The following is a 15982-nucleotide window of genomic DNA, read 5'->3' as shown; positions in this document are numbered from 1 at the left end:
AGCTTGATCCAGGGGGTCTGAGATCTTCTTGCAGGCCCGCTTCTTAGCATTAGGGAGGCCGCTGAAATGGGCAGGATCGGGAGGCACGAGCGCAAGTGGCTCGAGGAGAGGTTCGGCGATAGGGCCTGCTTCCGCAAGACGGAGCGTAAGCTGTACGGGCACGACATCGCCGCCGTGCCGGGGTTGATCAAGCCGCTCATCGGAGGGACCACGCCCGACGCCGTCGTCCAGCCCCAATCCGAAGAAGAGCTGGTAGAGCTCGTGCGCTGGGCCTCGGAGCGGCGCCTGCCGCTGACGCCACGGGGCAAGGCGTCGTCGGGCTACGGCGGCGTCCTGCCGGTCAAAAAGGGGCTTGTCATCGACTTCTATCGCATGAACCGTGTCATCGGAATCGACGCCGGCGCCCGGACGGCCACCGTCCAGGCGGGCGTCGTATGGGAGAAGCTGGACCGCGAGCTTGCGAAGCACGGGCTGACGTTGCGCCTTTACCCCACCAGCTACCCGGCCTCCACCGTGGGCGGCTGGCTGGCTCAGGGCGGCGCCGGCATCGGCTCCTACGAGGCGGGGTGGTTCCGCGATAACGTGGTCAGCGCCCGCGTCGTTCTCGGCGACGGCTCGGTGAAGGACTTCGCCGGCCCTGAGCTCGACCTGATCGCGGGCGCGGAAGGGATCACCGGCCTCATCAGCGAAGTGACCATCCGCGTGCAGCCCCTCGAAGCGCTGAAGCTAATCGCCATCGGCTGTCCCGACGCTTACGATCTCCAGCGTCTCCTCCGTTCCCTCGTCGACGAGAAGCTTCCTATCTGGTCGCTCGTATTCATCAACCCGCGCATGGCGGAACTGAAGAACCGAGCGCCTCTCATGGAGCACCACGGACACCCTGTAGAGGAGCGTGTCCTGCTGCCGGCCGCGTACGTGGTCACCCTGGCCGTGCGCGAGCGGGACTACGAGGCGGTCTCGAACGGACTTACGCAGGTGCTGAAGGCCTGCGAGGCGGAGATCTTGAGCGAACGCATCGCGCGGCACGAATGGGAGCACCGCTTCAAGCTGATGGTGGTCAAGCGTCTCGGGCCGAGCCTCGTCCCGGCGGAGGTGGTCATTCCCCTCTCCGCTCTCGGCGACGTGATGACCGAGATCGAGCGTAAGGTGCATCAGCCGGTCGTTAAGGAGGGCGTCGTCATCCGCGACGGCCTGAACGGCGAGCCGGAGGTCGTGATCCTCGGCTTCATCCCCAGCGACCAGCGCCGCTTCAGCTACAACTTCGTTTTCAGCCTCGTCCTGACGATCATGAAGATCGCCGAGAAGAACGGCGGCCGGCCCTATGCCACGGGACTCTACTTCGCCCGGAAGTCGGATGAGGTGCTGGGCGAGGAACGGGCCCGCCGTCTCAAGGCGTTCAAGCGCGAGGCGGATCCCAGGGGCATCCTGAACCCCCTCAAGGTTTTCGGCGGCGGGCTCGTCGGCGCAGCCCTAGGGCTGGCCCGCCCGTTCGAAGCCCTGGCGCGGCCGCTCGGCAACCGCGTTATTCCTCAGATCGGGGAGAGGCCCTCAAAGCCCGTCCGCGACATCCCGTCGGATGTCGCGTGGTACGCTTACAGCTGCTCCCAGTGCGGCTACTGCATCGAGGAGTGCGACCAGTTCTATGGCCGCGGCTGGGAGAGCCAGAGCCCCCGCGGCAAGTGGTACTGGCTCCGCGAGTACATGGAGGGGCGCGAGAAATGGAACCAGTTCATGGTGGACACGATCCTCGTCTGCACCACCTGCGAGCTGTGCAACCTGCGCTGCTCCGCCGCCCTGCCTATCGAGCCCTCGTGGATGAAGCTGCGCGGGCAGCTTGTGGACGAGAAGAAGAAGATGACCTTCCCACCGTTCGAAATGATGGCGGAGGCGCTGCGTAAGGAGGGCGACATCTGGGCGGGCTATCGCAGAGACCGCTCAGCGTGGCTGCCGGAAGACCTCAAGGAGACGCACGGCCCGCAGCGCCGGGCGAACGCGGTTTACTTCGCGGGCTGCACTGCGAGTTATGTCGAGCAGGACATCGCAATGGCCGCCGTGCGCCTTCTCGACGCCGCCGGCGTTGATTTCACCTCCCTCGGTAACAAGGAGAACTGCTGCGGCACTCCCATGCTCGTCGCCGGCAAGTGGGAGCTGTTCGCGGAGACAATGAAGAAGAACATCGCCGCCGTCAAAGAGGCCGGCGCCGATACGGTGGTCTGCTCTTGCCCCGCCTGCGACATGATGTGGCGGCACGTCTATCCCCAGTGGGCGGAGAAGCTGGGCATCGAGTACGGGATAACGGCAAAGCACTACAGCGAGATACTGGCCGAGAAGATCGAATCGGGAGAATTCAAGTTCCCCGAGAGCGGCGAACAGCGCGGCACCGTCACCTGGCACGACTCCTGCCACATCGGGCGCGTGTCGGGGGTCTACGACGCGCCCCGCCGGCTCATCGAGGCGGTGCCCAACACGCGCCTCGTGGAGATGAGCCACCACCATCAGGCCGCGCACTGCTGCGGCAGCGTCCTCACCCTCATCAAGGACCCGCCGGTCGCCGCAGACGTCGGCAAGACGCGGCTCGACGAGGCGATCGAAGCGGGCGCCGACAAAGTGCTCGCGCTCTGCCCCTGCTGCGAGTTTCAGTTCCGCGTCACCGCCGAGAAAAAGGAGTTGCCCCTTGAGGTGGTCGACCTGGCGCGGTACGCGGCGTCGGCGCTGGGCTACGACTTCCCCGATCCAAACCCTGAGGTGCAGAAACAGTGGGCGGTCTTCGAGGCGATGATCGCGCTGATGACGCCCGAAGGCTTCGCCGCTCTCATGACAACAATGTGGCCCGAGCTTGTCGACGCGATGCCCCTGGGCATGGGGCGGATGATGCGCGTAATGGGCAAGGTCCCCGGCGCCCTCAACCTCATGAAGCCCATGTTCCCCGTCCTCTTCCCGCGTCTCCTCCCGCTGATGATGCAAAAGGTGATGCCGGTGATGCTGGACCGCGTAGCCGAGCGCATCCCCATGCCCGACTACATGGCGGAACAGGTGCCGGAGTTGATGCCGAAGGTGATGGACAGCTTGATGCCCCACATGATAGGCGACGTCGTCCCTCTCGTGACGCAGCCGCTCATCGACTATCTGCGGGGACGAAAGGGTTGACTCTCAGAGGCCGCACGCAGACCCGGATCAGGGGGGACGGCCGGCTCCGGCGAAGTGGGCGCTCCAGTACGCCTCGGCGAGCGCCACCTCCCGCACGATATCGCCCTCGTCGACAGCCATCACTACCATGCCGCCGCCGGCGTAGATGCCGACGTGGCTGACGCCGCCCGACCACGTGTTGGTGAAGAAGACGATGTCGCCGGGCTGCATCTGCGAGGCCCCCACAGGGGTCGCCCAGGAGTACTGCTCCCAGCTCGTGCGCGGCACAGGCACGCCGAGCTGCCGGTAGACCCAGTAGACGAGGCCGCTGCAATCGAAGGCGCCGGGGCCGGCGCCCCCGGCGACGTAGGGCGAACCGATGCGAGAACGCGCGAGATCGGCGGCCCGCGCCCCCAGCTCAGACGGATCACCCGATGGGGCCACGGGAAGGGGCGTGGCGACCGGCTCCGGCGCGGGCGGCTCCGGTACGCGCTCGGGTTGCGGCAGCGGCGCGGGTTCGGGCGTTGCGACGGGGTCCGGCATCGTCCCGCCCGGCACGAAGACCGTCTGGCCCTCAGCGATGGCGTCGCCTTCCGAGAGGCCGTTCCCCGCGAAGTCGATAATCGCCTGGACGTCGACGCTGAACCGGGCCGCGATGTCGCTCAGGGTGTCGCCGGCCGCGACGTCGTAGACGATGCCGTCGGCGGGGGGGATGCGCAGCTCCTGGCCGGGGGTAAGCGAGTCGGCGCTCTTGATGCCCGGGTTGCTCCACAGTATCGATGACGACGACAGGCCGTAAGCCGCAGCAAGGCCGCCTATCGTATCGCCTTCCTCCACAATGTGGACGACGTAGACGGGCGGCGGAGCGGAAGGCTCGGGTTCCTCGAGCGGAAGACCGGCGGCCGCGGCTTCAATCGTCCCCTCGCCTGACAAGCCCTCGGGCGGCGGCAGCGGCGAGGCGACGGCGCCCAGGAGGAACGCCGCCTGCGCCTCCAGCGACGTCGAAGGCTCCGCCGGCAACGTCGAAGCGGCGGTCAGGGGCAGAAGCGGCGCACGGAGGAAGTGCTCCTCTTGTTCGACTACGGCAGCGGCGACGCCGGAGACGGAGAGCTTGTTTGCGGCGAAGGAAGCGACCCGTGGGTTGAACTGGAGGCGCCCCGCGAAGAGAGCGGCAGACGCAATGGCGAAGAGGACAAGGGCCAGGACGAAGAGATGGAGAAAAGGCCTGTAGGCGCTACAGACTCCCACGCCGATAGGGGACCGTGACCCAGGGCGTTTTCGCGACTCCAACCGGATGCCCGGCTTCAGAGTGCGCGGGCCGAGCGTGCCTCTAATGCTCCTCGCCTCCTGCTAGTCAGCCGGCTTCCCTTCGCTCCCTTACGCCCGCCACAGGACTGTGGGCACGTTACCAGAACCCGCGCCGTTTGTCAAATCCGGCGCTGGGCATAGTCCAGACGTTCCCGTCCCTCGCGGCCCGCCATTCACTCTCAAGCAGGCCGAACAGCAGCGTGTCCCACCAGCGGCCCTTGAAAAACACGTTCTCCCGCAGCCGGCCCTCAAGCCGCAACCCTGCCCGCTCGAGCACGCGCGCAGAGGCGGTGTTCTCCGCGATGCACCAGGACGAGACGCGATGCAGCCCCAGCTCCCGAAAGCCGAAGTCGACCATCGCGCGCGCCGCCTCGGTGGCATAGCCCTGTCCCCAATACTCCGGCGCCAGCTCGAAGCCGATGTCCGCTTCCCAGTCGCTCTCAGGCTTGCGGCGAATCCCGCAGTTCCCAACCAGCAGACCGCTGTCCGGCAGCGTGATGGCGAGCTGAAACCGGCGTCGCGGTTCCTCCCGCTGCTGCTCGACGAACATCCGCACGAAGTCCCGTACGTCACCTTCCGTACGTTCGGACCAGGGGTAGAAGCGAAGGTACCGGGGGTCGCGCTGATAGGCCAGGACGTCGGCCCAGTCATCGGCCGCGAATTCGCGCAGGACAAGCCGGCCGGTGACGATGCGCATGATGCTTGACCCCCATGCTCTGTCTGGAACTCGCGCTCCCACCCACGAACGATACTGGAAGAGCGGCGATACTGCCATCCCCGCATCATCGCCTGTCCGGAGATGCGACCGGCGCCGTGTGGCACGTTCGAGGGTACGTGGTAGAATCCAGGCGACGGTTTGAGCCGGGGCCGGTCGGCGTCCGGTCGAGCGCTCGGGAAAGGAGTGGGCAGCATGAAACGTCGGGGTGTCCGGCAATCTGTCACCCGTCCGCACATGGTGGCGCCGTGGGCCATGATTATGGCGCTTGCGGCCAGCGCCTGCATCCTCCTCGCTGCCTGCGGCGGCGGCGACGAGTCGGGCCCGGCGGCCGTTGAAGCTACGGCCACCGCGCCGTCGCAACCGGACCCGACCCTCGCGCCGACCGCGACGTCGCAGCCGGAGCGGCCGTGGGCGTTCCTGGGAACGCGCCTCGTCAGGACGGCTTTCCCACCGGCCGACCTCGCGCTCTACCGCTCGCTCCTGCCCGATAAGTTCGACATGCCTGACGAGCCCCTCGTCGTTGTCACCGTCGCCGATTACTACGACGTGACGCTCCCCCTTGTGCCCTACCGCGAGGGCTACGTGCTCTTGCAGTGCGAGTACCAGGGGCGCACCGGCTGGTACACCTACACCATGCCCGTCGACGACGAGACAGCGAACGCCGGCGGCCGCGCCATCGGCTTCGACAAGTACGTGGCAGATGAGATCACGCTTCAGGAGAAGGATGGCGTTTGGACGGGCCGCGTCGTCCACGGGGGACGGACCGTAATGGAGGTCACGTTCACCCCCGAAGGCGAGCCGTCGACTGAGACCGGCGCCGGGGAGACGAGCGTTCTCTTCAACCTGATGCCGCCAGGAGAGGGGCCCGGCATCATCGAAGTGAAGTCTTCCCCCTCAGGCGAGCAGAAGACGGCGACCACCACCGGCTCGGCTACGGTCAGGGCCGACCCCGGCGAGCCGTGGGCGGGACTGCTCGGCCCGCAGGGCAGCACCATCTGGGCCGTCTTCCAGGAGATAACAGGCAACTCCGTCCTCGAGTGGTCGGAACTGGAGTGAGAACGGCAGGCCCCGAAGAAGGGAGCAAAACGTGAACGACATTACGGTCGAGACTACGGCGGGTACCATCCGGGGCACGATTGAGCGAAGAGTCTTCTCCTTTAAGGGCGTGCCTTACGGCGCTCCCACCGGCGGCGACCGGCGTTTCCTGCCGCCGCGGCCGCCGGAGCCGTGGACCGGCGTGCGCTACACCACAGACTACGGCCCGATCTGCCCGCAAATAGGGGCGCTGACCGACTGGGACCAGGCCGCCATCGACGAACGCGTGATGGGAGTCTTGCGCCACCTCCCGCAGAGCGAGGACTGTCTGGTGCTGAACGTGTGGACCGCCGGCATACGTGACGGCGGCAAGCGCCCCGTCATGGTGTGGCTGCACGGCCGCGGCTACGCGCAGGGCGCCGGCTCCGAGCTGACGTACAATGGCGCCGCCCTCGCCGCGCACGGCGACGTCGTCATCGTGACGATCAACCACCGGCTGAACGTCTTCGGCTACCTGCACCTGGCAGACCTCGCGGGCGAGGCGTTCGCCGGTTCAGGCATCGCCGGGCTGCTCGACGTGGTGCTCGCGCTCGAGTGGGTACGCGACAACATCGAAGCGTTCGGCGGCGACCCCGCCAACGTTACGATCTTCGGCGAATCCGGAGGCGGAGCGAAGGTCAGCCATCTTCTCGCGATGCCCTCCGCGAAAGGCCTCTTCCACCGCGCCATCATCCAGAGCGGACCCGGCATCCGCGCGCTCGAGCCCGCCGAGGCCACGGAGTACACCGAGCGCCTGCTGGCACAGCTCGACATCCGCCCGAACGAGACCGAAAAGCTCCAGGCGCTGCCCCCGCGGCAACTGCTCGACGCCGTCATCCGGCTTCCGCCGCCGCGACGCCGCAGCGCCCTGATGATCACGCCCACAACGCCGCTAATGGGGTTCGCGCCTGTAATGGACGGCCGCTACCTGCCCGTCCACCCGTTCGACCCCGTCGCTGCGCCGACCGCCGTCGACGTGCCGGTGATCGTGGGCACGAACCGCGACGAAGCGGCGCTCTTCCTCGCCGCCGACCCGCAACGTCGCAGGCTCACCGAGCAGGAGCTGAAGGAACGCCTCGCGCCCGTTCTCGGCGACAGGACGGACACGATCATCGACACTTACAGGCGGACGCGGCCAGGCGCTTCGCCCTGGGACCTGCTTGTCGGCATCACCAGCGAAGGGTTCCGGCGGGCGTCCATCGTCCTCGCCGAGCGGAAGGCGGCCGCGGGCGGAGCCCCCGTGTTCATGTACCTGTTCACCTGGGAGACCGATTACCTGGGCGGCCTGTTCAAGTCCACCCACGCTCTCGAGATCCCCTTCGTGTTTGAGACGGTCGACCACATGCCGCTGACCGGCAGCCGGCAGGACAAGTACGAGCTGTGCGACATCATGAGCCGCACGTGGCGCGCCTTCGCCCGCAGCGGCGACCCCAACAACCCGTCCATCCCGCACTGGGAGCCCTACACTGCCGCCAACCGCGCGACAATGATATTCGACGTGCCGTGCCGCGTGGAGACCGACCCCTACCGCGAGGAGCTCGACGCCTGGGAGGGCGTGCCCCTGCGGGGCGGCCTGTGACATCGGACGGAGCAAAAAGGAGGGACCGCACGTGCGCCACGAGCTGATTCCGGACAACGACGCCGTCTTCCGCTGGGTCGAGCAGATCTTCGCGCAGGGCGAGCGGCGGCCCGGCTCCCCCGCCGACAGATGGACGGAGCGTTTCTGCCTCGAGCGCTTCCGGGAGCTCGGTCTCGAGAACGTGCGCGCGGAGCCGGTCGAGCTGCCGTACTGGGAGCCGCGCCGCGCTTCGGTCACGGCCTGGCGCGACGGGCCGGACGCCTCCCGCCTGACGCTCGAATGCTTTCCGCTGCCGCACACGGCGCCGGGCGTGGTTGAAGGGCCGCTTGCCCGCTTTGACTTCGAATCGCCGGACGATGTGCGCGGCCGCATCGCCTTGCGTGACGAATCCCTCGTGCGCATCCCTCACAAAGCGTTCACCGGCGTCGCCACCTGGCACTACGATCCCCGCCACACGATGGCCGAGTCCGTGCAGGTGATGCCCTTCGCGCCCGGACGCCAGCTCGTCGCCGACGCTGCGATCGACGCCGGAGCCCTCGCTTTCATCGGCTCCATCCTCGACTTTCCGGGCGATTCCTACCGCTACTACGTCCCCTACGACGGCGTCGCGCGGCCCGTGCCCGCCGTCTGGATTAGGGGGAGCGACGGCGCCCGTCTGCGCGAAATGCTGGCCGCCGGGCCCGTCCGCGCCCGCATCGAAGTCGACGCGGAACGGCACATGACGACGAGCGACAACGTAATCGGCGAGCTGCCCGGTGAGGACGAACAACTCGTCATCGTCGGCTCGCACCACGACGGGCCGTGGGCTTCGGCGGTCGAGGACGCATCGGGCGTCGCCCTTGTGCTGGCGCAGGCGGAGTACTGGTCGCGGGTGCCGCCGTCGGAGCGCCCTCACCGCATGCTCTTTCTCCTGACGACGGGCCACATGACGGGCGGCATCGGCACGCGCGCGTTCATAAAGGCCCACGAGGCGGAGCTCGAGCGCACCGTGCTCGAGGTGCACCTTGAACACGCCGCCGCGGAGTTCGCGGAAAAGGACGGCAGGCTTGAGCCGACGGGCCTGCCGGAGGCGCGCTGGTGGTTCACCAGCCGCAACGCGGCGCTCGAAGACGCCGTGCGCTCGGCGATCGAGGCGGAGCGGCTCGAGAGGTCGCTCATCCTGCCGCCGGCGGTCTTCGGCGAGCGGCCCCCGACCGACGCCGGGGCATTCCATCCCGCGGGCGTGCCGCTTGTCAGCTTCCTGACGGCGCCATTCTACCTGTTCGACGCCATGGACACGCTGGACAAAATCGACCGCGAGCACCTGGCGGCGATCACGCGCGCCGCCGTCCGCATCATCGAGTCGACGCGCGGACAAACGGCGGAGTCGATGCGCAGGGAAATGCGGTCAGCGTAAGGAGTGACGGCATGCAGGGAATTGTTAGAAGACTTCTTCCGGCGCTGCTCCTGGCGGGTCTCGCGCTTGCCTCAACGCTTGCGTCCGCCTGCGATGGCGAAGGACCGCAAGCGCTGCGCGAGATCGAGTCCGAGACCTTCGAGATGAACGGCGTGACCATGCGCTCGCGCGTCGTCCAAGTCACGACGCCTGCGGAAGACGGCGAGCCGTACGCGCTGACCTGGCACTACGTGGAAGCGGGCGAGGGCGAACCGGTCGTCTTTCTCCACGGGCTGCCGGAATCGTGGTACTCCTGGCACTATCAGCTCGAAGCGCTCGCGTCCGAGTACCGTGTCATCGCCATCGACCTGAAGGGCTACGGCCGGTCCGACAAGTCGGACGGCGACTATCGGCCGGCTAACGTCGCCGACGAGCTGCTAACGCTTCTCGACGCCATCGGCCTCCACCGGTTCAGCCTGGTCACTCACGACTGGGGCACGATGATCGGCGATTACCTGGCGGGAAGACACCCGGACCGCGTCCAGCGCTACGTCCGCATGCAGGCGCCGCTCCTCAAGACCGACCCGAAGAACCACCCCCAGTTCGTGTTGTTCCAGGACCAGGCGCTTGCGGCCCGCCTGATGGACGACGCCGAAGCGTTCGTGCGCACGGTCTACGAGGGTCGGACGGTGCAGCCGGTCGCCGAAGAGGACATGACGCGCATCATCGAGGAGTTCAGCCGCGAGGGGGTCGCCGAGGCCGTGCCGCGCTACTTCCGCGACTTCTTCAGCGGCGGCGTCAATGCCGAAGAGCGAGAGGCGCTCTTTGCGGCAATGGACTTTCCGGTGCTGCTGCTCCAGGCGGACAGCGACCCCGCCCAGCCGCTCTGGTACTTCGACGGCGGGACGGAGCTGTTCCCCGACGCGGAATTGCGGGTCGTGCGGGACTGCGGGCACTTCAGCGAGCTGGAGCAGCCGAAAGGCGTGACGGAGGCAATCCGGGCGTTTTTCGAGGAGTGAAGCCTCGGTAGACCAAACGTTGTTGTCCGGCGAGGGCAGGAAGGAGGCCGCGATGGGGACGGTGAGAGAGCTGGCGGAGAAGCTATGGACGGGCGAAATCTCAACGTATGATCACCATCCCTTTACGGCAACGGGGGAAATCGAGGAAATAGCGGAACGCACCATCTTCTACCGGTCGTTTGCCAACGTGACCGCTTTCGATACCGACGCCGGCCTTGTCCTAATCGATACCGGCGGGTTCTTCAACCAGCGGCAAACGCACGAGGCGATACGCGGGTGGTCGGGCGCCCGCCTCGATGCCGCCGTCTACACCCACGGCCACGTCGATCACGTCTTCGGGGTGCCGCCGTTCGCCGAGGAAGCGAAGGAGCGGGGATGGCAGCCGCCGCGCGTCATCGGCCACGAGGCGGTGGCGGCCCGCTTCGACCGCTACATTCTCACCGCAGGCTACAACGGCATCATCAACTCACGCCAGTTCGGCGGCGACGTCCAGTGGCCCGTCTCCTACACCTACCCCGATACCACCTACGATGAGTCGATGGTCGTGACCGCGGGCGGCCTCCGCTTCGAGCTGCATCACGCGCGCGGCGAGACGGACGACCACACGTGGGTGTGGGCGCCGCAGCGCAGGGTGCTCTGCCCCGGCGACCTCATAATCTGGGCGGCGCCGAACGCAGGCAACCCGCAGAAGGTGCAGCGCTACTCCGCCGAGTGGGCGCAGGCGCTGCGCGAGATGGCGTCGCTGGAGGCGGAGGTGCTGTCGCCGGGACACGGGATCATCGTCGTCGGACGCGACAGGGTGCGCCAGATACTGCTCGACACGGCGGAGTTCCTGCAGTCGCTGCACGATCAGACGGTGGCGCTGATGAACGAAGGGGCGACGCTGGACGCCGTCATTCACACCGTCAAGCCGCCGGCCCACCTGAAAGACCGCCCTTACTTGCAGCCAGTGTATGACGAGCCGGAGTTCATCGTGCGGAACGTCTGGCGGCTGTACGGCGGCTGGTACGACGGCAACCCTTCGCACTTGAAGCCGGCGCCGGAGGCGGAGCAGGCGGCGGAGATAGCAGCGCTGGCGGGCGGCGTCGCGGCCCTGATGGAGCGGGCGCGGGCGCTGATGGAGCAGGGCAGCCTGCGTCTTGCCTGCCATGTCATTGAGTGGGCGGCGGCGGCCGGGCCGGCCAATCGCGAGGTCCACGCCCTTCGGGCCGAGATCTACGCCGCGCGCGTCCAGCAAGAGACATCGACGATGGCGAAGGGCGTCTTCCGCGCCGCCGAGCGCGAATCGAGGGCGAAGCTGAAAACCTGACGCCTCCCCGCTCACGGGACGGTGACGAAGACGGGGTTCGACCAGGCGAAGTACTCCCGGCCCGTAGTCTCGTCGCGCGCCGTCACCTCGATGCGGTAGTATCCCGGCTCCGCCACGAAGTCCTCCATCACGTCCTCGTACTCGGTCTCGTTCGGGTGCAGCGTTGTCAGCAATTCGCCGTTGCGTATCAGGTCGATCTCTGTCAGCACGGCGGTATCGCTCCCCGATTGCGCCCGCATCAGTATCCTGACCGGCTTGCCCGCCTCAACGTTCACCGTTTCGCCCATCATCTTCCCGTCTATTTGAAAATCGAGCGACGGGCCCGTCGTGGCGAAGCTGCGTCCCGCCCTGATCGCCTCGTACACGGCGCCGGCCGTCAGTTCCCTCACATACAGGCCGTTCCTGGCGATTCCGACGTTGGAGTCGGCGTCGGCGGTGTTGTGGGCGTCGCTGCCCGCGGCGGCGAAGGTCGGCCTTTTCATTTCCCCGCGGACGTACGCCATCAGGAGGTCGTCCCATGAATTGAGCGGCGCCTCCGGCGCGCCGAGACGCAGCCCTGCCGCCTGCAACGCCGCGCGCAGCGAGATAGGCTCCGCGCCGCCGGGAAAGCGCACCGGCGTGTCGAGGTCGCGCTCGCCGTAGACGGCGAAGTTGCCGATCGTCATGGCGTAGGGAAGGGCCTCCTCCGGCGAAAACCCCAGCGCCCCCACGTAGCTGACGATATCGTCGATCTGGCTCTGGTTGTACACCTCGATGTAGTCGACCCCGTAATCGAGCCGCGTCGAGCCCGCGGGATGAGCGTGCACGGCAATCCCGCCCTGCGAATGGATATGCTCGACCCACCGCGTGATGTTCTCGGGGTGCGCCGTTCCCGTGCCCTCAGGGTTCTTCTCCGAGGGCCACACCTCCTCGGGGCAGGCCTCGGTCCCCTGTCCCTGGACGTAGGGGCTGGGGATGTTCCAGGCGACGATATGGTCGCGGTTGAGGAGACCCTCCTTGCCCGTGACCTCGATACCGGCCAGGGCGAGAAATGAAGAGTCGGAGACGGCAGCCGTCGCCGCCCGCAGCTCTTCCCACTCCTGCTGTGTCACCTCTTCGCAGTGGTCGGTAACGATGACGACGCTGAGACCGCGGCTGAGGGCCGTCTTCTTGATATCGGCCACCGTGCCGTTGCCGTCGGATGCCACGGTGTGCATGTGGCCGTCGTAATAGACTAGCGTGTATTCGGGCGCCGCTGCCTCCTCTTCCTTCTCCGAATCGTCGCCGCAACCATACGACATCAGCGCTACCACCATCATCGATGCCAGGACGAGCAACACTCTTCGAGCAATCATGCGGGCCGCCTCCATTCTATCTATGCACAAGGCGTCGAGCGCAATATCATGCGCTATTATAGGGCTTCGGCGGGCAGCGTACAGACGCCGGGGCGCAAGGAGGGAGGACCATGCGCGGAAAGACCGCTGGGGACTTGCGATCTTTGGGAGGCGGGGAGGCACGTTTCTGGAAAGTAATCGCCGCGGCCCTGCTGCCCATTCTCCTGGCGCTCGCCCTCGCGGCCTGCGACAGCGACGACAACGAGGACGGCGGCGCGGTCGGGCAGGAGACCGCCGCAAGCGTGATCCTCCTCATCGGCGACGGCATGGGCGTGAGCCACCGCGCGGCCGCCCGCCTCTACTCCGGCGAGGAGCTCGTCATGGACGGGCTGCCGGTCGCGGGCATGGCGAAAACCGGCCCTGCGGACAAACTGGTGACCGATTCGGCGGCGGCGGCGACGGCCCTGGCGACGGGCGTGAAGACGGTCAACGGGGCGCTTGCCGTGGACGCGGATGGCGAGCCGCTGACCACGTTGCTGGAGATGGCACAGGCGGCGGGAAAGAAGACGGGGCTCGTGACCGATGAGCGCCTCGTCGACGCCACGCCGGCGGCCTTCGCCTGTCATAACGCCGACCGAAGCGATTACCTGAACATCGCCGTTGACATGCTCGACCACGAGGTCGACGTCCTGCTTGGCGGCGGCGAGGACTACTTCCTGCCCGCGGGCGACGCCGGCTGCTTCCCCGATGACGGCGACCGCACGGACGGCGTGGACCTGATCGAGCAGGCGGAGGCGAAGGGCTACGAGACCGTGTGCAGCGAGACAGAGCTCGCCGCGCTCGACCTGAGCGCTGTTGAGAAGCTGCTGGGCACGTTCGGGGACTACGAGATGGAGCGCCCCTATTCGCCCACCCTCGCGGACATGACGTCGGCGGCGCTGGCGGTGCTGAGCAAGGCGCCGGACGGCTTCTTCCTGATGGTCGAAGGCGGCATGATCGACGACGCGGCCCACCGTAATGACGCCCTGAACACGCTGGGCGACGTGCTGGCTTTTGACGAGGCGGTCCGCGTGGCGCTCGCCTTCCAGGCGGAACACCCCGATACGCTGGTCATCGTGACCGCCGACCACGCGACCGGCGGCCCGACGATTGAGGACATACCGCAGGACGGCGACTGCCCGGACCCGAGCCCGGACGACGCGCGGGAGTGCCGGATGGCGCTCCACGAAGACGGGCCGTTCGCATCGCCGTCGGGAGAGAGCTTCTGGCTGGACTGGGCTAGCTCGTTCCACACGGCGGAGGACGTGGGAGTGGGAGCTGTCGGCCCGCGCGCCGCCGAGCTCGCCGGCTGTTACGAGAACACGCGCATCTTCGAGGTCATGCGCGACGCGCTGGGGCTTTCGCGGCCGGCAGAGTAGGGAGGAAACACCTGCGCAGCGCCGGCGCTGCGGAAGGACCGCCGGCGGACGCTACTTCCGTCTAGATCGGTGAGACTGCATAATTGGGAAGGACAAGACCCGATGACTCTGACCGACGGCCCGCTATTCGCGCACACACGACTCTCGCGGCGGCAGGCGCTGAAGCTGGCGACGGCAGCGGCCGGCGTTACGTCGCTGGCGGCCCTGCGCTGCACCGATGATCAGGAAGAGCAGGCGGCTCCTCACACGAGCGGCGCTCCCAAACGGGGGGGAGTGTACCACCTCGGGAGCACCGTTGCCGCGGTCAGCATCGATCCCCACACCGAAGTTACGCTCGGCCTGGCCTTCATCTGTTTCATCTACGGCTACCTGCTGCACGAGATAGTGCCCCTGGAGGGCGCCCCTTACCTCGTCTTTGACCATGCCGAGTCGCTGGAGCAGCCGGACGACCTCACCTACGTCTTCCGGATGCGCCGGGGCGTCCGCTTCCAGGACTTGCCGCCCGCCAACGGCCGCGAGCTCGTCGCCGAGGACGTGCTGTACAGCTTCGACAGGATCGCCTCAACGCAGGCAACCCCCTTCTGGACGGAGGGCATGGAGAGCAAGTCCGCGCCCGACCCGTACACATTTGAGGTGCGCCTCACCGGCCCCTATGCCTACACCATGGAGGAATTCGGCGGGATCCGCACGGCCATTGTGGCAAAGGAGGCGGTTGAGGAGTTCGGCGACCTCAAGTCGCACGGCCTCGGGTCGGGCCCGTTCCAGGTGGCGAGCCTCTCCCGCGGCGAGACGATGGAGATGACCCGCAACCCGATTTACTACAGAGAGGGGATCCCTTATTTGGACGGCATGTCCTGGCGGATAATCGCCAACGATTCCGCCTTGAGGGCTGCCTTCAAGGCGCAGCAGCTGGATGTGTATAGTCCGCCTACCAAGATTCAGGCCGATGATGTAGCGAGCTACAGCAAGGATATCACGCTGGTCAAATCGCCCAGCCTCTTCATCTTCATGATCAATCTGAACGAGATCAAGGTGCCGGCGCTCCAGGATATACGCGTCCGCGAGGCGCTGGACCTCTCCCTCGACCGCGACATGATAATCGAGAGGCTATGCTTCGGCGAAGGCAAGGTCAGCGGGCCGATGTCCTGGGGCCTGGAGTTCTGGTCGCTTCCGCAGGAGGAGCTGCGAGAGCACTACAAGCACGACGTTTCGAAAGCTCGTCAGCTACTTTCAGCCGCCGGCGTCAGCGACCTCACCCTCAGCCTGAAATTCGTCTCCTCCGGCTCCGATGTTGATCTCGCCGCAGTCATCAAGGAGCAGATGGCCGAGGCGGGCATCACGATCAACCTCGTGCCGATGGAGCTCGGCGCCTGGGTCGCCGACCTCATGAGCCAGAACTTCGAACTGATGGTCGGCGGCGGGCTCCCCTACGGCAACGAGCACCTGCCGCTCCAATTCAACCACACGAGGAACTGGACCCGGAAATCCAACCCTGTCCATCTGCCCGATCCGGAGATTGATGCCCTGCTGGACAAGATACTGGTGACGGTGGACATCTACGAGCGGCAGAAGGTGGCGCATGAGGTGACACGCAAGATACTGGATCGCCACGGTCCGTTCCTCTATCTCTATTCACCATACGCCTTTACGGCCCGCTGGAACTACGTGCGGGGATATGAGGACGTGGAGCCGGGAATGATCGCCTACACGTACGATATGTGGCTGGACAAGTGAAACTGATGA

The 15982-nt window shown here is 66.8% G+C and carries 11 protein-coding genes; 8 read left to right on the top strand and 3 right to left on the bottom strand.

The features are described from left to right. Positions 1–66: 66 nt before the first annotated feature. Positions 67–3147, top strand: a complete 3081-nt coding sequence (locus QME71_03750) for an FAD-binding and (Fe-S)-binding domain-containing protein (protein MDI6857413.1) — start codon at positions 67–69, stop codon at positions 3145–3147. A 27-nt stretch (positions 3148–3174) separates the two neighbouring features. Here QME71_03750 and QME71_03745 read toward each other — a convergent pair whose 3' ends face one another. Then, the gene (locus tag QME71_03745) at positions 3175–4374 is read right to left on the bottom strand and encodes an NlpC/P60 family protein (protein ID MDI6857412.1); all 1200 of its coding nucleotides are present in this window, start codon (positions 4372–4374) and stop codon (positions 3175–3177) included. A 157-nt stretch (positions 4375–4531) separates the two neighbouring features. Then, positions 4532–5209: a GNAT family protein gene (locus QME71_03740; GenBank protein MDI6857411.1), complete on the bottom strand. Its 678-nt coding sequence runs from the start codon at positions 5207–5209 to the stop codon at positions 4532–4534. A 135-nt stretch (positions 5210–5344) separates the two neighbouring features. Here QME71_03740 and QME71_03735 point away from each other — a divergent pair, with 135 nt between their 5' ends. Genes QME71_03735 through QME71_03715 form a run of 5 tightly spaced genes read left to right on the top strand, consistent with a single transcriptional unit; the run spans position 5345 to position 11508 of the window. Next, positions 5345–6208: an acetoacetate decarboxylase family protein gene (locus tag QME71_03735; protein MDI6857410.1), complete on the top strand. Its 864-nt coding sequence runs from the start codon at positions 5345–5347 to the stop codon at positions 6206–6208. Between the two features lie 31 nt (positions 6209–6239). Next, complete coding sequence (locus tag QME71_03730) at positions 6240–7805, top strand: carboxylesterase/lipase family protein (GenBank protein ID MDI6857409.1); 1566 nt, start codon at positions 6240–6242, stop codon at positions 7803–7805. A 31-nt stretch (positions 7806–7836) separates the two neighbouring features. Then, on the top strand, positions 7837–9201 hold the full coding sequence (locus QME71_03725) for a M28 family peptidase (protein MDI6857408.1): 1365 nt from the start codon (positions 7837–7839) through the stop codon (positions 9199–9201). Between the two features lie 11 nt (positions 9202–9212). Then, complete coding sequence (locus tag QME71_03720) at positions 9213–10199, top strand: alpha/beta fold hydrolase (GenBank protein MDI6857407.1); 987 nt, start codon at positions 9213–9215, stop codon at positions 10197–10199. Positions 10200–10251: 52 nt separating this feature from the next. Further along, on the top strand, positions 10252–11508 hold the full coding sequence (locus tag QME71_03715) for an alkyl sulfatase dimerization domain-containing protein (protein ID MDI6857406.1): 1257 nt from the start codon (positions 10252–10254) through the stop codon (positions 11506–11508). 11 nt (positions 11509–11519) lie between these two features. On the opposite strand, the gene QME71_03710 is transcribed toward QME71_03715, so the two are convergent. Then, a complete protein-coding gene (locus tag QME71_03710) occupies positions 11520–12842 on the bottom strand; it encodes a CehA/McbA family metallohydrolase (GenBank protein MDI6857405.1) in 1323 nt (440 codons plus the stop codon). 110 nt (positions 12843–12952) lie between these two features. On the opposite strand from QME71_03710, the gene QME71_03705 reads away from it, so the two are divergent. Both QME71_03705 and QME71_03700 read left to right on the top strand, forming a co-directional pair. Continuing rightward, positions 12953–14239, top strand: coding sequence for an alkaline phosphatase (locus tag QME71_03705; protein ID MDI6857404.1), 1287 nt, complete (start codon positions 12953–12955; stop codon positions 14237–14239). Between the two features lie 102 nt (positions 14240–14341). Then, entirely contained in the window at positions 14342–15973 is a 1632-nt protein-coding gene (locus tag QME71_03700) for an ABC transporter substrate-binding protein (protein ID MDI6857403.1), read from the top strand. The last annotated feature ends 9 nt before the right edge of the window (positions 15974–15982 follow it).

Source organism: Dehalococcoidia bacterium (assembly GCA_030018455.1).
Lineage (GTDB): Bacteria > Chloroflexota > Dehalococcoidia > DSTF01 > JALHUB01 > JASEFU01.
Note: the sequence above shows the minus strand (reverse complement) of the source record. Positions and strands in the feature narration are given on the sequence as shown.